Raw genomic sequence first — 19,310 nt, 5'->3', positions numbered from 1 at the left:
TACGGTCTTCCGGTCGTCGTTACGGCGATGGCGGCCCGATACGCCCCGGTATAAGCGCGGCCAGCCAACCGGCCTTCTAGTGCGTTCGCGGCACAGTGTCACTTGCCGCCTTCAAGGTGTCGGCGGCCAAGAACCGTAACTTTTTTCCCGCCCGGGATTCGAGCTGAAACAGTTATGGTCTAGAGACATCCGCGTGAACGGGCGTGGAGTGCCGATGACCTTCTATCCAGTGATCATGTGCGGCGGCGCGGGCTCGCGTCTGTGGCCGGCGTCCCGTCCCCGACGGCCCAAGCAGTTTCTCGCACTGGCCGGCAGCCGGTCGCTGTTTCAGGAAACCGTTCTGCGCGTCGCCCCGATGATCGCACAGGGCCAGGATGCCCGTCGGCTGATCGTGGTGGCGGGCACCGGCTATGCAGATGCCATTGCCGCACAGCTGGCCGAACTCGAAACTTCGGCGACCCTGTTGCTGGAACCGGAGCCGCGCGATTCAGGGCCCGCGATGGCGGCGGCGGCGGCGCTGGTCGCCCGGCGCGATCCCGACGGGATCATGGCCATCATCGCCTCGGACCATCACATTCCGGACGATCAGGCGTTCCGAGCGGCTCTGGAAACTGCTGCAAAGGAGGCCGCATCAGGCCGGATCGTGACGCTGGGCATCGCACCGACAGAGCCGTCCTCGGCCTATGGCTACATCAGCCCTTCCAGGCCCGGACTGGCCCCGGTCGAGCGGTTCGTTGAAAAGCCGGATGCCGAGACCGCCGCCCGTTATGTCTCAGAGGGCTACCTCTGGAACAGTGGTAACTTCATCGTCAGTGCACGGACGTTGCTGGCTGAGCTGGAGATCCATGCGCCCGAGATGGTCGCCGCCGCGCGGGCTTCGCTACCGCCCGAGCCCGATCATGAGACCGTGCGCCTGACAGAAGCTTTCCGCGCGGCCCCGCGTTTGTCCATCGACTATGCGGTGATGGAGAAAAGCGACCGAACCAGCGTGCTGCCGGTCAGCTTCGCCTGGTCCGATCTCGGGGCCTGGGATTCGGTGCTTGCCACAGGGTCGGGCGCAGCGGGCCTCCATATCGGCATAGACAGCGAAACCTGCCTGGTGCGCGCGCCCGAAGGGATGGTCGTGGCCACCATCGGGTTGCAAAACCTGGCGGTCATCGTCGAGCCGGACGCCGTCCTGGTCGCCGATCTGGGCCGGTCGCAGGACATCAAGAGCCTGGTCGAACGGATCAAGGCCGAGGCCCCGCACCATGCCGATGCGCCCGACCTGCGCGAGGGCCGACCCTATGTGCGATTCGCCGACTGGATGCGGACCGCCGCCCTGCCCCTGTGGTCGACTTTGGGCGTGGACGATCGCGGCGGCTTCGTCGAGGCCCTCGATCTGGAGGGTCGAGCCGCCCAAATGAAGCGACGGGCGCGCGTTCAGACCCGCCAGATTTTCGTCTTCTGCCGCGCAGGGCAACTGGGCTGGACCGGGCCGTGGAGGGCGCGGGTCGAGGCGGGCCTGAACCGCCTGTTCGAGGCCTATGTCCGACCCGACGGGGCCATTCGCAACATGCTGGAGCTGGACGGGTCGGTGCTTGACGACAGCGCGCCCCTGTATGAGCAGGCATTCGGTCTGCTGAGCCTGGCCGCCGCGCACGAAGCCGACGTGATGGCCGAGCGCTGCCAGGCGCAGGCGGCCATCATGCTGGAGGCTTTGCTGGCCAGTCAGCCGCCGGCCGGCCGGGGCTGGACCGAGGTCGGCAACCATCCGTGGCAGTCCAATGCCAATATGCATCTCTTCGAGGCGGCCCAGGCCTGGGAGGCGCGCGGTGTCGATCCGCGCTGGAGCCGGATCACCGACCATATCGCCGACCTGGCCCTGACGACCCTGATCGATCCGAAGACAGGGGCGCTTCACGAGTTCTTCGATGTCGACTGGAAACCCGCGGCCGGCGAGGACGGACGACTGATCGAACCGGGACATCAGTTCGAATGGTCCTGGCTTCTGTCACAACACGGGCGGACGCGGGGCGACGCGCGGGCCATCGCGGCGGCTCGGGTGCTCTACGACCATGGCATGCGCGGTGTCGATCCTCGCCGTCTGGTTGCCGTCGATGCGCTGAATGCGGACCTGACCATGGCGACGGGGCGGGCACGCCTGTGGCCCCAGTCGGAATGGCTGCGGGCCGCACTGAACATGGCGGCGATGAGCGAGGGCGAAACGCGCGAACTGCGTATGGACGATGCCGCGAAAGCCCTACGGGCCCTGCGTCGGTATCTGTCACCAAACGGCACATGGCGCGACAAGCTGGACGAACACGGTCGCTTTCTGCCCGAACCCGCCCCGGCCAGTTCGTTGTACCACATCATGGGCGCACTGGACGAGGTCGCGGCGGCTTCCCGGAACGGTCTGCTGGACGACGCCTGCGGTGACCTGAGCTGAACCTGGGCCGATGTGGCGCGTTTGACGTCCGGCGCCGCCAAGCCACGCTTGCGCCCCAAAATCAGGCTCTAAGCCGTCGTCGTTGGCTGTCGGGACTACATCCTTGATCGATCTGCATTGCCATATCCTGCCCGGCATCGACGACGGTGCACCAGACCTCGAGACATCGCTGGCGATGGCGCGGATCGCGGTCAACGACGGCATCACTGTGACAGCCTGCACGCCGCACATGATGCCAGGCTATTACGACAATACGTCCGAGGGTGTCCGCACAGCCGTCGAAGCCTTGCAGGCCGAGCTTGTAAAGGCCGAGATCCCCCTGTGCCTGGTCACGGGGGCCGACGTTCATCTGATTACGGGGCTGGCCGGTGCGTTGAAACGCGACGAGCGTCTGACGTTGGCCGATACGCGCTATTTTCTCTTCGAACCGCCCCACAACACCGCCCCGCCGCGTATGGCCGAGGCGGTCTTCGACTGCATGGCCGCCGGTTTCCACCCGATCATCACCCACCCGGAGCGCCTGCGCTGGATCGAGGAACACTATGCCCTGGTGGGTCAACTGGTCGAGGCGGGGGCCTGGATGCAGCTGACCGCTGGCTCGGTCACCGGTCGCTTCGGCAAGCGGACCCAGTATTGGGCCGAGCGAATGCTGGATGAGGGCCTGGTGCATATTCTGGCGACCGACGCCCATAATCTGCGTAGTCGGGCACCGGTTCTGTCCGAGGCCGTCCATGCCGTCGCGCAACGACTGGGCCAGCCGGCCGCCGACGACATGGTATTGACGCGGCCCCGGGCCGTGCTGGAAAACGCCTCTCCCGCTTCTGTCCTGGCTGCTGTAGGACAGGCGCGCCCGGCCCCTCGCGCGGGCTTTTTCAAACGGCTGTTCAAGGCCGCCTGAGGTTTCTACGTCATGTCTCCCATGCTGCGTGCGCTCCCGCTGGTTCTGTCTCTGACCGCCGTCATGCTGTCCGCCTGCGGTGGCGGGCCCAAGATGGATATCTCGCAGATGACGGCGGCCCAACCCGTGGAGGCGGCGCTGTTCTCTCCGCTGGGTCAGGCCAATGAGTATCGCATCGGGCCGGGGGACAAGCTGGACGTACGTGTGTTTCAGGTCGAGGATCTGTCTTTCAAGGAAATCGTGGTCGACACCTCTGGCGAAATCCAGATGCCCCTGATTGGAACAGTCCGCGCGGCCGGTCGCACGCCCAACGAACTGTCGACGGACATCGCCGGTCGTCTCGGCACACAGTATCTGCGCAATCCGCAGGTCAGCGTGGTGGTTCTGGAAGCCGCCAGCCAGAAGATCACCATCGATGGTGCCGTCACCAAGCCCGGTGTCTACGAGATGCGCGGCACGACGTCCCTGCTTCAGGCCGTGGCCATGGCCGAGGGTCCGACCCGCGTCGCCGACCTGAGCAAGGTCGCCGTGTTCCGCACCGTCGACGGCCAGCGTTCCGTGGCCCTGTTCGATCTGGGAGCCATCCGTCAGGGTCGCGCCGACGATCCGGCGGTCCGAGGCGACGACATCATCGTGGTCGATACCTCGCAGATGAGTGTGTTCATGCGTGACGTCATCGCCGCCCTGCCCGGCCTGTCCGTCTTCCGCCCCTACTGAGGCATGATGCGGCTGTCCCGCCGCCTCTGCGTCCCGGTGGCCGCCGGCCTGATCGCCGCCGGACTGGCGGGCTGTAGCCATCCCGCTGCCACACCGGCCGACACGGGCCGCGTGGCCGAGAATAATGCCGAGGCTCGCCTGACAGCCCTGGTGGCCAAGGATCAGAGGGTCGCCGCCGTCGCCTGGCGGCTGACAGTCGACAATGCCGACCTTTGCCCCGCGACGCGGCTCAAGGCGGGCTGGACCCTGCACGCCGCGAGCCAGTACGGCACAGAACTGCGACCCGTCGCCGAACGAACCTATGGCTTGCAGGGCGATCTGCCCGGCATCCTCTCGGCCCCCGCCGCCAGTCCTGCTCAACAAGCGGGGTTGCGTCCCGGCGATGTCATTGTGGCCGTCGATGGCCAGCCTCTGAGCACCGGCATCGCCGCACGCGCGCGCGACCAGACCTACGACGGACTCCAGGCCAATATCGATCGCCTGAACAGCGCGGCCACCTTGGGTCCGATGGCCCTGACGGTGCGCCGTGACGGCATCGAGCGATCGGTTACCGTGACCCCGGAAAGAACATGCGCCTATGACACCCAGGTCGAGGTTCGGGATGACCTGCGGGCGCTCTCTGACGGACGCACGATCTTCGTTTCGGCCCGCCTGGTCGATATCGCGCAGGACGACGACCAGCTGGCCTTCCTGCTCGCGCATGAACTGGCGCATGCGGTGCTGGAGCATGCGACCGTGCCGGATGTGCAAGGCGGGCGGGGTGAAGCCAATGCGCAGCTAAGCCTGCGACGGGGACTGTCGTCTTCCTCTGAGGGCGATGCAGACACATTAGGTCTGTATCTGCTGGCGCGCGCCGGTTTCGACCCCGGCCGCGCGGTTCAATTCCTGAGCGCCTATGAGGCAACCGCGCCGGGGTCGCGTTACCCCCAAGTCAATCTGCGGGGCGTCTATCGGTCCATCCCTGACCGCCGTCGCGCCCTGGAGCCGGTCATCGCCGACATCGCCCGACGTCAGGCGGCGCGTGAGCCGTTGATCCCCTGAACGCGGAGGATGGCCAGGCCAGCAAGAATGCCGACGCCATCCGCGACCACGTCCATCGCATCCGCGTCGCGCCCGATTTCTTCGAGCCCTTGGATCAGTTCCACTCCCACACCCGACATCAACATCAGCCCCATCAGCCAGGGCCACGACATCCGTGACCATCCCAGCCCAGTCAGAACCGTCAGTATCAGGAACGCCAGGGCGTGATTGGCCTTGTCCCATGGCAGACCGCCCTCGGCCTCCATGGCCGGTCTGAAAGCGAACCAGCCCACGATCAAGCCGGCGGCCACAGCTGCCAGGCGAAAAAGTCGATGATCAACGCGCGGAATCTTCAGAGACATCAGCTCATACCTGCCATTTCTCTGCGGCCCGATACCACGTAGAGGGTCGGCGTCTTGTCATCCCGTCGGCACTGCCGCACAAGTCGCTCGCCTCGCGCGAACGCCCAAAGAACGAATTTCGTGTGCGCGGCGAGCGTCCTTGGGCTATCAGCCCGACAGTTTCAATGCGCGGTCGACGATCGCGCCAGTGTAAGCGGATAGCCCATGCCGGCCGACAACCCGTTCGTTGACGAGCGCATCAGCAATACATCTCGTGGCCCGGCCGGTTTCGCCCCCGCAGGCGCGCCGTCCCTTGATCAGGGGGGATGGTCGGCCGACGAAGATAGCGCGCCGGTCTTCGACCTGGCCGCCTACTGGCGTCTGGCGCAGAAGCACCGCATCCTGCTGATCGCCTGTTTCCTGGGTGCACTGGCGGTCGGTACGGCCCTCACGCTGCTGATGACGCCTATCTACACGGCTCAAGCGACCCTGCAGATCGACCGTGAAGCGGCCCGGGTCTTCAACTCCGAAGACGTCACCCCGCGCGAAACCATGACACAAGGTGAGGACTTCTATCAGACCCAGTACGGCCTGCTGCGCAGTCGGTCGCTAACGGAGCGCGTGGTCGATAGTCTAGGCCTGGCCAGTTCGGACGCAGCTCTGACCAGCCTCTATGTCTCGTTGCCCGATGGTGACGGAACCGCTGCGGAACGGGCCCGTGCCAGGCGTGAACTGGCTATTCGTACGATCCAGCAGAACCTCAGCGTCTCCCCTATTCGCGGCTCGCGCCTGGTTGCGGTCGGCTATGACAGCCCCAACCCCGAGGTCGCCGCCCGGATCGCCAACGGCTTTGCGGAAAACTTCATCCAGGCCAATCTGGATCGCAAATATGAGAGCTCGTCCTACGCGCGCGAATTCCTGGAAGAGCGGATTGCCCAGACCAAGGAGCGGCTGGAAGATGCCGAGCGTCAGTTGGTCGATTATGCAACCGCAGAACAGATCATCAACGTCGGCGACAATGAGGACGGCTCGGGTACAGGCGCGACCCAGTCGCTGGCGTCAAACGACCTTGTGGCGATCAACAATGCCCTGGCTCAGGCCAAGGCGGCCCGCACTGCCGCTGAACAGCGCTGGCGCACCGCCAGCTCCACCCCGGTTCTGAACCTGCCGCAGGTTCTGGCCAACAATTCCGCTCAGCGCCTGTTCGAGCAAAGGGCTGCGCTGACCGCGGAGTATCAACAGAAGCTGGGTCAGTTTCAGCCCGACTATCCTGAAATGGTGCGTTTAAGGGCCCAGATCGCCGAAGCGGATGGTCAACTGCAGTCGATCGCGAACAGCATTCGGGCATCGATCCAGAATGAATACACCGTCGCGCTAAACAACGAGCGCGCGCTGCAGGCTCAGGTCAACGGCCTGAAGACCGACGTCTTGGACCTTCGCGACCGGTCGATTCAGTACAATATTCTCCAGCGCGAGCTGGACACGACCCGCACCCTGTATGAGGGGCTGTTGCAGCGGTACAAGGAGGTGGGGATCACCGGCGACATCACCGCCAACAACATCTCCATCATCGACACCGCTGTGCCCCCGACAAAGCCGTCCAAGCCGGATCTACTGATCAATCTGGCGCTGGCGGCCCTGTTCGGGATCGGCCTGGGTGCCGTTGCCGTCATCGCCCTGGAAGCCCTGGACGAGACCGTGGCCACGCCGGACGATGTGGAACGCAAGCTGGGCGTGCCGGTGCTGGGCGTCGTGCCCCTGCTGGCCAAGGGCGAAACGCCGGCCGCCGCCATGGCCGATATCCGATCCGGATTCTCCGAGGCCTATTATTCGTTGCGAACGGCGCTGCAGTTCTCCACCCCGGATGGCGCTCCGACCAGCATCATGGTGTCCAGCGCCCGTCCGGCCGAGGGCAAGTCCACGACCGCCTATGCCACCGCGCTCAATCTCGCGCGGGTCGGCAAGCGCGTGCTGCTGGTTGACGGCGATCTGCGCAATCCGTCCATGCACAGGGTCGTCGGCGTGGACAACGAAAAGGGCATGAGCAACCTGCTGTCGGGTTCCGCCGATCTGGCCTCGGTGGTGCAACGCACCCGCCAGGACACGCTGTTCTTCATCCCCTGCGGACCCCTGCCGCCCAATCCGGCCGAACTGTGGGGCGGCGATCGTGTCCGTGAGTTCCTGGCCGAATGCGCCCAGAGCTTTGACCATGTGGTGATCGACGGTCCTCCAGTCCTCGGCTTTGCCGATGCCCCCTTGTTGGCCGCGAATGTCGGTGGGGCGCTGTTCGTCCTGGAGTCGCGCGGGACCCGGCGTGGGCAGGCGCGCGGTGCCCTGAAGCGTCTGCGCGTCGGCCGCGCCCGCCTGCTGGGAGCCGTGCTGACCAAGTTCAATACCAAGGCTACGGTCTACGGCGGATACGATTACGCCTACGATTACAACTACGGCGGTAATTCCGCAGAGGGTGACGCTAGGCCCTCCAAGGACAAGCGTCCTTGAGGGACGGGGTGGCCGCGCCGTCGCCTGCACCTCGCGCACGCTCGCGACGAGGTGACAAGACTGGCGGGTGGTTGCCGTACGCACTGACAGTCGGCGCGGTCTGGCTGGGCTGGCAGGTGGTGTTGCAGCCGGTGATCCAACGCGCACCGCCGGAGCTGGCCATCCGGGTCGCACCCGGCTCGCCGACGGTCATGCGCCGTGCCGCCGAGGCCCGGCAGATGGCAGCGGACCGGGCAGGTCAGACGACCGAAGCGATCGCCCGGGCCAATGAGGATGCCGGCGTCCTGGGCCGGGACGCTTTGGCCAGAGCCCCGTTCAATGCGGCTTCGCTGCGTGTCGTGGGTCTGAGCGAGGCAAGGGCAGGGCGGGAAGCCCAAGCGGACGAGTTGCTGACTCTGGCTGGAAACTGGTCATTGAGAGACGATCCGTCCCATGCCTGGCTGGTGGACTATCGTCTGCGACGTGGCGACTATGTCTCGTCCTTCGCCCATGCCGATACCCTGGCCCGTCGCCGGGAAGCACTGAGACCCGGCATCTTCCGGCTGTTCACGACAGCCGCGACGGCGGACACCCAACGCGCCCTGCCCGTCATCGCCAGTCTGCTGGCGGCCAAACCACCTTGGAGACAGGACTATCTCGACAGTCTGTACGCCAGCGATGAGGGACTACGGGTCGCAATCAACCTGGCCATCGTTCTGGAGGCCGGTGACGCACCGCTAACCAACGCAGAGCTTAGGCAGCTCTACCTCTATCTGGTCGATCGAGGCCTGCTGGATGGTGCCCGCACCGTGCGCGAGCGCCTGAACCGACCCGCTATGAGCGCCGCCGTTGCGAACGGCAGTTTCGACGACGCCTCGTCGCCCGAGCCGTTCCAATGGCGAATCGCGCAAGGTGCCGGAATCGTGGCCGAGATTTTGAACGACGACGTCAGAGCCGACGATCCGGCGCTGAGGGTTTCGTTCGACGGGTACACCGAAGAGACGATTGCCGAGCAGTTGCTGTTTCTCTCACCTGGACGTTATCGCCTGGCCTTTGAAGCGCGCAACGAAACCGGCGATGCATCCCGATCTCTGAGATGGTCGGTCGTCTGCGTCCCTGGGGACCGACGGGTGCTCAATGCCCCCGCCGCACCTGCACAAGCCGATGTCTGGACGGCCGGTGCAGCCCAGTTCACCGTCCCCGCAGACTGTCGCGGACAGTGGCTGACGTTGCAATCCGTGCCCGACGAGCGCCGGTCCAATACGACCACATGGTTCGATCGTCTGGCGATCTCTCGCATTGTTCCGTAAGCGGAATCTGCTCTGTTTGATTTGTGACAGTTTCTCCTGAAAGCCGAAATCGTATTGATTTGGCAACTTCCGGCGACTATACGAGTTACACGTGCCACGCGGGTTCGCCTGCATAAACGAGTACATAAGGGGATTATCCATGCGTAAAACCATCGCCGCCGTCACCGCCGGCCTGCTGCTCGTCGCCGGCCAAGCCGCCGCCGCCAACAACACCGCCGCTGCCCGCGTTGGTGACCGCGTGGGCGCTCGTGCCGACGCCGGCTCGGAGTTCGCCGGCATTCCGCTGCCGGTCCTGCTGATCGGCGCAGCCGTCATCGTCGCGACCGTCGTGGTTGCCACGGACGACGATTCGGAAAGCGACTAAATCCGGACGGGATCGCGCACGACAGCTGAATAGCCGACGTTCGCGTGACAAATAGGGTTTTGAAAGGCCAGTGGGACGGCGTTGCGATTGCAGCGCTTGTTCTGCTGGCTTTTTCTTTTGTTTTCGGAGGAGCCAGCCGCGAGCATGCCTTGAGGTTGGCGATGGTGGAGCTCGCAGCCCTCCCCCTTCTCGTCATTGGTCTCTCTCGACTGCTGACCACAGGCCAATGGCGCAATCACCGGTTCGCTCTTGGACTGACGGCGCTTATCGCGGCCGTGCCTCTTGTTCAGCTCATTCCGCTACCACCCGCCATCTGGACCGGGCTTGCAGGTCGGTCGGAGATGGTGCTGGCTCTGGAATTGGCGGGGCTTCAGCCCGGGCTAGCGCCTGTGACGCTCAGCCCGGACCTGACCTGGCAGGCCTTCCTCGCCCTGCTGCCACCGATCGCCGCCTTTGTCGGCATGCTGTCTCTCAACCAGGCAACAGCGACACGCATCATTGCCGTATACCTGATCGCCGCTGTTCTCAGCGTTCTCCTGGGCGCAGCGCAACTGGCCAGCGGAGGTCAGCAACTCTATGTCTGGGCCACCACAGCAGCGGGATCCGTCAATGGGCTGTTTGCCAACCGCAACCATCTGGCGACCCTGCTGGTCGTGATGCTGCCCTTCGCGGTCGCCATGGGGGCCGCCTCTTTGAGACGTCGGCACGACGACCGTCGCCTGCCGCTCTGGTTCGGCGCGGTTTTCATCGGCATCGTCGTCATCGGCCTGGCCGCGATCCGGTCACGTGCCGGTGTCATCCTTCTGGGCCCGTCGATCGTGCTCAGCCTGCTGGCGGGCTGGATCGCAGCCGGTCGCGGACGGCCAGGTCCGGCCCTGATCGGCCTGGCGGCAGCCTTTGTGGTCGCTATCGGTGCAGTCTCAATTGTCGCCCTGCCTCCGATCCTCGAGAGATTCGACAGTCAATCGGCTCCCGAGGGTCGATTCGAGAACTGGCCGATTGTGGCCGGTGCCTCCGATGCCTATCTGCCGCTGGGTTCCGGGATTGGAAGTTTCGACGCCGTCTTCCGTTCTGTGGAGCCACTCGAAACGTTGGACCCCACCTTCTTCAACCACGCGCACAACGACTACCTGGAACTTTGGCTCGAAGCTGGATGGCCCGCGGCGGCCCTGCTGATCGCTTTTCTGATCTGGTACGGGCGGCGCACATGGGCGGCTTGGAGGGCCGGAACCTCACGTGAACGCGACCTGCAACGCGCGGCCTCCGTCGGCATACTGATGATGCTGGCCCATTCGGCGGTCGACTATCCCTTACGTACCGCGACCCTGGCCGTACTGTTCGCCGTCTGCGCTGCCCTGCTCGAAAAGGCCGGACAACCCTCTGAACGTCAGGCCGGCCGCTGAGGCGTTTGATTCGGGTGTGGCGGTCCCCGACCGTCGGCGCTATCGCTGGACCATGAGCGCCAAAGGCCCCGTCCTCGTCACCGGCTCCGCCGGCTTCATCGGCTTTCATACCGCGCGGCAGTTGCTGGCGCGTGGCGAGCAGGTGATCGGGGTGGACAACCTGAATGCCTATTACGATCCGGCGCTGAAACAGGCACGGCTGGTGAGGTTGCAGGCCCTTCCCGGCTATCGTCATCACACTCTCGATCTGGCTGATCGCGAGGGCGTGGCTGCCCTGTTTGCAGAATACACGCCGCGTCGAATCGTCCACTTGGGGGCCCAGGCGGGCGTGCGTTACAGCCTCGAGAACCCCGAAAGCTATGTCGATTCCAACGTCGTCGGCTTCCTGACCATCTTGGAAGGTGCCAGGGCGGTCGGCGCCGAGCATCTGGTCTATGCCTCGACCAGTTCGGCCTTCGGGGCCAACGGGACCCTGCCCTTTTCGGTGCGTCAGGGCGTGGCCCACCCCCTGACCGTCTATGCCGCGACCAAGATCGCCAATGAGGCGATGGCGCACAGCTATTCCCACCTGTTCGGCTTTGCCTCGACGGCCCTGCGCTTCTTCACGGTCTATGGGCCGTGGGGACGCCCGGACATGGCCCTATTCAAGTTCACCAAGGCCATGCTCGAGGGCCAGCCTATCGACGTCTATGGCCACGGCCAGATGGAGCGCGACTTCACCTATGTGGACGACATCGTCGCGGGCGTGATCGCGGCGTTGGATCGTCCTGCGGCGGTCGATCCCGATTGGCAGGCCGAAAGCCCCAACCCCTCGACCTCCGGAGTCGCACCCTGGCGCGTCCTGAATCTGGGGGCCGGGCGGCGTGAGCCGCTGATGCGCTATATCGCGGTGCTGGAAGAGGCACTGGGTGTGAAGGCGACACTGAACCTGATGCCGGTCCAGGACGGCGACGTCAGCCGTACCGAGGCCGATGTGACCGAGACGCGCGCCACCCTGGGCTATGCGCCTTCCACGCCCATCGAGGTCGGGGTCGGCCGCTTCGTGGACTGGTACCGCGACTTCTACGGCGTCTGAGGCCAATAAAGAGGGCGGTGCCGTCGCCGACACCGCCCCGTTAGCCTTCACATCGACAGACCGGTCACTGGGTGACCGGCACACCTTCCGGCGTTACCACCTGAACGTCGGCAAAACCGAGGGCACGGATCTTGGGCTCAATCGTCGCCCTGTCGCCGACCACGACCCACAGATCGGGGCCGTCGCCGACGATGCCTTGAGCTGCCCGGGCTGCCTCGGCCGCCGTCATCGACCCGACCCGCTGGCCGTAGGTTTCGTAGTAGTTTTCCGGCACGCCCCAGACGACCATGCTCTGAAGCTCGCCGGCGATGGCGGCATTGGTTTCCCAGTTGCCGGCCATGCCCTGAACCATGTTTGAGCGGGCCGCCGAGATTTCCGCGTCGGTGAGCGGACGCGACCCCACGACCTCGGTCAGTTCGCGACGCAGTTCGGCCAGGCTCTCGGCCGTCTTGTCGGACTGGACGCCCGCGCTGACGGAATAGATGCGCTCGCCGCGGGCATAGGGCACGCCGCCGCCCGCCCCATAGGACCAGCCCTTGTCTTCACGCAGGTTCATATTGATCCGGCTGGTGAAGGAGCCGCCCAGCGCCGTGTTCATCGTCTCGATGGCCGGTTCGGTCGCGGCATCGAAGGCCGGAACGATGCGGCCGCCCAGGATCGTCGATTGCGGGCCGGCGCGGTCCACGATGAGGATGCGTGGCTGGCCCGGCTCGGGCGCATCGGCCGGTCCCGGCTTGGCGGGCATCGGCGTGGAGGGCGCGCGCCAGTCGGCGAAGGCCCGCTCCAGCTTGGGCGTCAGCTCGGCCAGGGTCGTGTCGCCGACGACCACCAGGGTGGCATTGTCAGGACGGACCCAGGTGCTGTGCCAGGCCTCGGCATCGGCGGGGGTCAGAGTGTTGACCGTCGCCTCCGTACCCGAGGCGGGACGACCATAGGGGCTGCCCGGCCCCTGAAGCTGTTGCGACAGGATGCGCGAGGCGATGGCGCCGGGGTTGCGGTTCGCCTGCTGGATGCCGGCGACCTGCATGACCTTGGAGCGCTGGAAGTCCTCCTGACGGAAGGCCGGGTTCAGGATGACGTCGGCATAGAGGTCCAGCGACGGGTCCAGACGCGAGGACAGGGCCGTCATCGACACTGTCGTGGCATTGGTGCCCGATCCGGCCCCCAGGGTCGCGCCCAGCAGCTGCAGCCGGTCGCTGATCTCGATGGCCGTCAGGTCATCGGTGCCGTTGGTCATGACCTGCGGCGTCAGCTGGGCCAGACCGGCCTGAGCGTCCGTATCGACCACGGCCCCGGCGTCGAGGACCAGATTCATGGTCACCGTCGGCACGCTGTCGCGGCGCACGAACATGATCTTCAGACCGTTGGACAGCTGGGCCCGCTCGACCGTCGGGAAGACGGCGGCAGGCGCGGGCGGTGCAGGCGGCACGCCGGCGGAGCGGTCTACGCCCGTTTGGGCCGTTGTGAAGTCGGGGAAGGGCTGGACCTCCAGCGAATAGCTGCCGTCGGTCAGCCAGCGCTGGCCGGCCTCGGTCAGATTGGCGGGTCGTGCGGCGACCACGCGCTGATAGCTTTCGCGCCAGGCCCCGGGGTCGCCGAGAAAGACCTGCGAGGCGGCCAGACGGTCGGACTTGCCGCCGAATCCACCGATCCGCTCCAGACCGCGAATATAGCCGGCGGCCGTCTGGGTGCGGACACGCTCCAGCTCCTCAGCGGTCGGACCATCGCGCAGCAGGCGGGCCATTTCCTCGTCGATGATGGCCTCGATCCGTTCAAGGTCGCCACCGGCCTTGGCCGTGGCGACGACGAGGAACTGACCGGCGATCTGACGGCTGCCTTGGCTGGCCGAGACGTTGGTAGCCAGTTGCTCGTCGATGACCAGACGCTTGTACAGACGCGAGGAGCGGCCCGAGGACAGGACGTCGCCCAGCATGCTCAGATAGTCGCTGTCGGCGTCACCCACCGGCGTGGTGTTCCAGACCTTGTACAGGCGCGGCTGGCCAACGCGGTCGAACATGACCTCGCGCTGCTCGCCGACCATCGGCACGATCATGCGGCGGGGCTGGGTGACGGGCGGACCAGATGGGATGTCGCCGAAATAGCGTTCGACCTTCGCCTTGGCCTCTTCGGGGCTGATGTCGCCCGCCAGGACGATCACGGCATTGGCGGCACCGTAGTAGTCGCGGAACCACTGCTGCACGGTGGGCAGATCGGCGGCGTTCAGATCGTCCATCGAGCCGATGACCGTGTGGCCATAGGGGTGCTCGTCGGGCCAGGTGGCGTCGGTGATGGCGTTGAAGACGCGGCCATAGGGCTGGTTCTCACCCTGACGCTTCTCGTTCTGGACCACGCCGCGCTGCTCATCCAGACGCGCCTGGTCGATGGCGCCCAGCAGATGGCCCATCCGGTCGCTTTCCAGCCAGAGCAAGGAGTCCAGCGCCGTCGTCGGCACGTTCTGGAAATAGTTGGTGCGGTCGGTGTTGGTGGTGCCGTTCTGATCGGTCGCGCCCAACAGCTCCGTGCCCTTGAAGAAGTCGGTGTTGAAGTTTTCCGACCCATTGAACATCAGGTGTTCGAACAGGTGGGCGAAGCCGGAGCGGCCCTCGGGCTCCAGCGCCGAACCGACGTGGTACCAGATGTTGACCGCCACGATCGGGGCCTTGCGGTCCTCGTGCACGATCAGGGTCAGGCCGTTGTCCAGCACATAGCGGGTGTAGGGAATGTCCACATCGGGCAGAGGGGCCAGTTGGCCACGCGACTGAGGCGCGGCGACGGCGGCGCTGGCGGGCAGGGTCTGAGCCGAAACGGCGCCGGCCGCCAGGATGACGCCGGCAGCGACGCCGCCCAGCAAGGTGAAACGATGGGTTTTGCGCATGAAAATGATCCCCTGTGGCCCGATCTGAAAGAACGCGGTGCGGAAGTGGTAACCGCGACGACCGTCCGCGCAAGACTGTAATTGTTGCAGTTTCGTAATGTCGCCGACCACGCTCACGCAGCCGCGAACCCATCAGGTGCGATCATGCGCCAATAGCGCAGGCGGACGGCTCTATTGCAATCGCGCACAGATTATTGCGCCGCACACGAAATGATTTGCCTGTTGCGCTGCGATAGGCTCCTATCCTTACCCGCGGCCACGAACGCGGTTCGGGGCGCATCCACGTCGCTCCAAACCGTCCGGACACGCGCATGCCGATCATCAATCCTCGCACCCTTTGTCTGGCTCTCGTTGGAACTGCGGCCTTCGCCTCGCCTGCCGTGGCCGCGCCCCTGCTGAACCACCAGGCCCCGCTCGTACTGAACGAGGCGTCGTCGGCGTGGATCCTGACCTCGACGGCACTAGTCCTTCTGATGACTCTGCCGGGGCTGGCTCTGTTCTACGGCGGCATGGTGCGGCGCAAGAACGTCATCTCCACCATCGCCCAGTCCACGGCCGCCCTGGCCATCGTGACGGTGCTCTGGTTCGCTGTCGGCTACAGCCTCTCGTTCGGTACGGGGCCGGAAGCGACCAACGGTTTTGTCGGCGGCTTTCAGGCGGTGCTGCTGAACGGTGTCGGCACCGGCACGGCGCACAGCCTCGCCCCTGGCCTGCCGGAGTTTCTCTGGATTGCCTATCAGCTGACGTTCGCCATTATCACCCCGGCCCTGATCGCCGGGGCCTTTGCCGAGCGGATGAAGTTTTCGGCGACCATCCTGTTCTTCGTGCTGTGGCACCTGATCGTCTATGCGCCGATCTGTCACCAGGTCTGGGGCGGCGGCTGGATGGGGTCGTTGGGCGTGCTGGATTTCGCGGGCGGAGCGGTGGTGCACGTCAATGCGGGCATCGCGGGGCTGGTCTGCGCCCTGGTGCTGGGGCCGCGCCAAGGGTTCGGGCGGGACAATATGGCTCCGCATAATCTGGCCTTTACCGCCATCGGCACAGGCCTGCTGCTGGTCGGCTGGCTTGGTTTCAATGGCGGCTCGGCCTGGGCGGCGGACGGGATCGCGGCGGTGGCGGCCTTCAACACCCTACTGGCGGCGGCGGCGGCGGCCATCGGGTGGACCGCGATCGAATGGTTCGACCACAAGCGTCCCACCCTGCTCGGCATGCTGTCCGGCATCGTGGCGGGCCTGGTCGGCATCACGCCGGCGGCAGGATTCGTCGATCCCAAGGGCGCCTTCCTGATCGGCATCCTGTCGGGCCCGGCCTGCTATGCCGGTGCGGTCTGGCTGAAGCGGGCGCTGAAATATGACGACAGCCTGGATGCCTTCGGTGTGCATGGCGTCGGCGGCATCGTCGGGGCCCTGCTGACCGGCGTCTTCGCCTCGGCCGCGATCAACCCAGTCGGCGAAGGGGCCAACATCCTCAATCAGGCCATCGGCCTGGTTGCCGTCATCGCCTGGAGCGGCATCGGCACCTGGATCATCCTGATGATCTGCAAGTTCACGACCGGCCTGCGCGTCAGCCGCGAGGACGAGATCGAGGGGCTGGACTACACCCAGCACGGCGAAAGCATCCACCCATAACGAAAGAGGCCGCCGGGCGATCTGCCCGGCGGCCTCATGTCTTTCTACGCTGTCCGGCTCAGTTGCCGGGAGGCTCGCTGGTCGCGGCGGGCGGTGCGGCAGGCGTGGCCTCTGTGGTCGGCTGGGCAGCAGCGCCCGTCACGGGAGCGCCCGTCGCGGCATCGGCGCCTGTCGCCGGCGACGCTTCGCCCTCGGCAGGGGCCGCGCCGTCGGCTGGCACCGCCGCACCCGGCTGACGCGAGGGATCGGGGGCCGGGATGCCCAGGCTGGAACCCTGCGAGCGCAGATAGGCGATCAGATTGATACGGGTCGGGGTATCGCGCAGACCGGCAAACGACATCTTGGTGCCAGGCACATAGCGGGCCGGGGCGGTCAGGAACTGATCCATCTCGTCATAGCCCCAGGTCGGGGCCTCGGCCTTGTGTGCGGCCATGGCATCGGAATAGGCGAAGCCTGCGCGGTGCATGACCGGGCCGCCCAAGACGCCCCACAGGTTCGGACCGATGCCGTCAGCACCGCCCGATGCGATCGTGTGACACGCCTGGCAGCGCGCGAAGGCGGCCTCACCGGCGGCCAGATCGGCCGTCGGCAGGACGGTACCCCAATCCGGCGGCAGCTCGGCTTCTTCGGCTCCGCCCGCGACCTCTTCCGGCGCATCGACGAAATAGCCCATCTTCTCGGGCGCTTCCTGATGATAGATCGCGCCCGCGATCTGCGGCACCGCGATGATGACCAGGGCGGTCGCCAGACCGGCACCAAAGATCTTGTTCCACTCCAGATTGCCGCTCATGCGTGGGGTCGCATCCTGTTTTTAGACGTTCTGACAACGGCCGGAGGGCGCATGCGATCCGGCGTATTCTTGCGTGGCCGTCTCTGACACGCTAGCGCCGCCTTCGCAACGGGCGCAAAGCCGGTTTTGAAGCGACCCGATAGCGCAGACCAGAGGGCCAGGCCGATGAATCCCCTGATATTGATTCCCGCTCGCATGTCGGCGACCCGCCTGCCCGACAAGCCTCTGGCCGACATCGGGGGCAAGTCCATGATCGTGCGGGCCTGGGAGCAGGCCATGCTGTCCGGCCTGCCCGTCGCCGTGGCGGCCGGAGATCAGGCCATCGTGGACGTGATCGAGGCCGCGGGTGGCACCGCCGTCCTGACCGATCCGGCCCTGCCCAGCGGCTCCGACCGCATTCGCGCAGCCCTGAATGTGCTCGATCCTGACGGTGCCCATGACGCGGTGATCAACCTGCAAGGCGACATGCCCTTCGCCGATCCCGGTCTGGCCACCGCCTGCGCCGCCCTGCTGCATGGTGAGCCGTCCTGCGACATCGCCACCCTGATCGCGCCGGAGGCTGACGCTTCGGATCGCAGCAATCCGGATGTGGTCAAGGCCGTCGTCGCCCTGACGCCGGGCCACCATCATGGCCGCGCCCTGTATTTCACCCGCTCGACCCTGTACGGCGACGCGCCTGTCTGGCGGCATATCGGTCTGTACGGATATCGGCGCGAGGCCTTGGAGCGCTTCTGCGCCGCGCCGCCCTCGCCGCTGGAAACGCGCGAAAAGCTAGAGCAGCTCAGGGCGCTGGAAATGGGCCTGCAGATCTGGGCCAGCGTGATCGAGGAGGCTCCGCTGTCGGTGGACAATCCGGATGATCTGGCGGCGGCGCGGGCGATCGCCGCCAGCAGGGTCTAAACCTCGAACCCGTCCACCCAGGCCTGGAGCAGCGTCCGCGCGATCGCGATGGGGGGCGGGGCCTTGATGGCGGGATGCCGCCCGGCCAGCACCTCGGCGGCCTCTGACCGCGTCAGCCAGGCCACCGCTTCCAGCTCCGTCTGATCCGGACGCGCGTCGTCCGAATCGACCTCGGCGATCAGGCCTATCATGAGCTGCGACGGGAACGGCCAAGGCTGACTGGAGTGGTAGCGAACCGCCGTCACGGTCAGGCCCGCCTCCTCCTCGATCTCGCGGGCGCAGGCCTCTTCGATGGTTTCGCCGGGCTCCAGAAACCCGGCGAGCGCCGACATCCGCCCCTCGGGCCAGGCCGCCTGACGGCCCAGCAGGCAGATCGGCTCGGCACCGCCGCGGTAGACGGGCAGCATGATGGTCACCGGATCGACACGCGGGAAATGCTCGGTGCCACACGCCGGGCAGACGCGCTTCCAGCCGCCGCAGGCGTTCTCGCTTTCGGTTCCGCAGGCGGCGCAGAAACCATGACGCCTGCGCCAGTCGAACAGGCTCTTGGCCGTTCCCGCCATGGCCGCGTCAGGCCCGCTGAGCAGACCCGCCGCCTCGCGCATCTCGTGGAAGGTCCCCAACCCCTGCAGCGGCCCGTGGGTCGGATCGATCGAGCCCTCGACCTCGACGGCAAAGACCGGCGCGTCCTTCCACAGCCCCAGGAAGAGCTCCCTATCCGGCACTACGGCCCGGGCGTGCGACAGCGCCAGCCAGGCCAGCCGTGGTTCATCGCCCGCCTCCAGCAGCGGCCGCCCCTCCCACAAGACCAGGGCCAGGGCGTCGTCGCGCGCGCCCTGCTCAACCAGCCAGTCCGGGTCGTTACGCCGATCCCCCGCCCGATCGAGCGGATTGCCGGCGAAGGTGTTGAGCGCGGTCAGGGGCATGCGGACCTTTTAGCCGCGCGGCGCTTGCATCCACCATCGGAAATCGCGATATTGGAGATGGAGATCGCGGGCGAAGGTTTCGCCAATCTGGTCAGGGCCGGAAGGCAGCAGCCACAACGAATTCCCCTTCGGGTCGCGGTCTCCACCTTCTCCTCAT

General features: G+C 66.0%; 15 protein-coding genes and 1 other RNA gene. 12 read left to right on the top strand and 4 right to left on the bottom strand.

What is annotated here, in order from left to right; genetic code table 11:
• Nucleotides 1-214: 214 nt before the first annotated feature.
• From JHC81_RS05135 to JHC81_RS05120, 4 genes are all read left to right on the top strand, one after another.
• On the top strand, nt 215-2,428 hold the full coding sequence (locus JHC81_RS05135; RefSeq protein ID WP_292171552.1) for an AGE family epimerase/isomerase: 2,214 nt from the start codon (nt 215-217) through the stop codon (nt 2,426-2,428).
• Nucleotides 2,429-2,531: 103 nt separating this feature from the next.
• Nucleotides 2,532-3,326 (top strand): CpsB/CapC family capsule biosynthesis tyrosine phosphatase, encoded by a 795-nt coding sequence (locus JHC81_RS05130; protein WP_292171550.1) that lies wholly within the window; start codon nt 2,532-2,534, stop codon nt 3,324-3,326.
• Between the two features lie 21 nt (nt 3,327-3,347).
• A complete protein-coding gene (locus JHC81_RS05125; RefSeq protein WP_292171547.1) occupies nt 3,348-4,043 on the top strand; it encodes a polysaccharide biosynthesis/export family protein in 696 nt (231 codons plus the stop codon).
• A 6-nt stretch (nt 4,044-4,049) separates the two neighbouring features.
• The gene (locus JHC81_RS05120) at nt 4,050-5,084 is read left to right on the top strand and encodes a M48 family metalloprotease (protein WP_292171544.1); all 1,035 of its coding nucleotides are present in this window, start codon (nt 4,050-4,052) and stop codon (nt 5,082-5,084) included.
• Here JHC81_RS05120 and JHC81_RS05115 read toward each other — a convergent pair.
• A complete protein-coding gene (locus JHC81_RS05115) occupies nt 5,054-5,425 on the bottom strand; it encodes a hypothetical protein (protein WP_292171541.1) in 372 nt (123 codons plus the stop codon). The two genes, JHC81_RS05120 and JHC81_RS05115, sit on opposite strands and share 31 nt — an antisense overlap.
• A 204-nt stretch (nt 5,426-5,629) precedes the next feature.
• Between JHC81_RS05115 and JHC81_RS05110 the strand changes: the two genes are divergently transcribed.
• The 5 genes from JHC81_RS05110 (at nt 5,630) to JHC81_RS05090 (ending at nt 12,034) form a co-directional block, all read left to right on the top strand.
• The gene (locus tag JHC81_RS05110) at nt 5,630-7,903 is read left to right on the top strand and encodes a polysaccharide biosynthesis tyrosine autokinase (RefSeq protein WP_292171539.1); all 2,274 of its coding nucleotides are present in this window, start codon (nt 5,630-5,632) and stop codon (nt 7,901-7,903) included.
• Nucleotides 7,904-7,974: 71 nt separating this feature from the next.
• Nucleotides 7,975-9,192 (top strand): hypothetical protein, encoded by a 1,218-nt coding sequence (locus tag JHC81_RS05105; protein ID WP_292171536.1) that lies wholly within the window; start codon nt 7,975-7,977, stop codon nt 9,190-9,192.
• 139 nt (nt 9,193-9,331) lie between these two features.
• Nucleotides 9,332-9,556: a hypothetical protein gene (locus JHC81_RS05100; RefSeq protein ID WP_292171532.1), complete on the top strand. Its 225-nt coding sequence runs from the start codon at nt 9,332-9,334 to the stop codon at nt 9,554-9,556.
• A 59-nt stretch (nt 9,557-9,615) separates the two neighbouring features.
• A complete protein-coding gene (locus JHC81_RS05095) occupies nt 9,616-10,959 on the top strand; it encodes an O-antigen ligase family protein (RefSeq protein WP_292171529.1) in 1,344 nt (447 codons plus the stop codon).
• A gap of 52 nt (nt 10,960-11,011) precedes the next feature.
• Nucleotides 11,012-12,034 (top strand): NAD-dependent epimerase/dehydratase family protein, encoded by a 1,023-nt coding sequence (locus JHC81_RS05090; protein ID WP_292171526.1) that lies wholly within the window; start codon nt 11,012-11,014, stop codon nt 12,032-12,034.
• Between the two features lie 64 nt (nt 12,035-12,098).
• On the opposite strand, the gene JHC81_RS05085 is transcribed toward JHC81_RS05090, so the two are convergent.
• Complete coding sequence (locus JHC81_RS05085) at nt 12,099-14,909, bottom strand: pitrilysin family protein (protein WP_292171523.1); 2,811 nt, start codon at nt 14,907-14,909, stop codon at nt 12,099-12,101.
• Between the two features lie 311 nt (nt 14,910-15,220).
• On the opposite strand from JHC81_RS05085, the gene JHC81_RS05080 reads away from it, so the two are divergent.
• Nucleotides 15,221-16,537, top strand: coding sequence for an ammonium transporter (locus JHC81_RS05080; protein ID WP_292171521.1), 1,317 nt, complete (start codon nt 15,221-15,223; stop codon nt 16,535-16,537).
• Nucleotides 16,538-16,595: 58 nt separating this feature from the next.
• Here JHC81_RS05080 and JHC81_RS05075 read toward each other — a convergent pair whose 3' ends face one another.
• The gene (locus tag JHC81_RS05075; RefSeq protein WP_292171518.1) at nt 16,596-17,327 is read right to left on the bottom strand and encodes a cytochrome c family protein; all 732 of its coding nucleotides are present in this window, start codon (nt 17,325-17,327) and stop codon (nt 16,596-16,598) included.
• A 165-nt stretch (nt 17,328-17,492) separates the two neighbouring features.
• Between JHC81_RS05075 and JHC81_RS05070 the strand changes: the two genes are divergently transcribed.
• Complete coding sequence (locus tag JHC81_RS05070) at nt 17,493-18,227, top strand: 3-deoxy-manno-octulosonate cytidylyltransferase (RefSeq protein ID WP_292171516.1); 735 nt, start codon at nt 17,493-17,495, stop codon at nt 18,225-18,227.
• On the opposite strand, the gene nudC is transcribed toward JHC81_RS05070, so the two are convergent.
• A complete protein-coding gene (nudC, locus tag JHC81_RS05065; protein WP_292171513.1) occupies nt 18,224-19,153 on the bottom strand; it encodes an NAD(+) diphosphatase in 930 nt (309 codons plus the stop codon). The two genes, JHC81_RS05070 and nudC, sit on opposite strands and share 4 nt — an antisense overlap.
• 55 nt (nt 19,154-19,208) lie before the next feature.
• Here nudC and ffs point away from each other — a divergent pair.
• Nucleotides 19,209-19,304: signal recognition particle sRNA small type (gene ffs / locus JHC81_RS05060), an RNA gene on the top strand.
• Nucleotides 19,305-19,310 lie beyond the last annotated feature (6 nt).

It is taken from the genome of Brevundimonas sp., assembly GCF_016463295.1.
Lineage (GTDB): Bacteria > Pseudomonadota > Alphaproteobacteria > Caulobacterales > Caulobacteraceae > Brevundimonas.
This window is presented reverse-complemented; position numbering and strand designations above follow the sequence as displayed.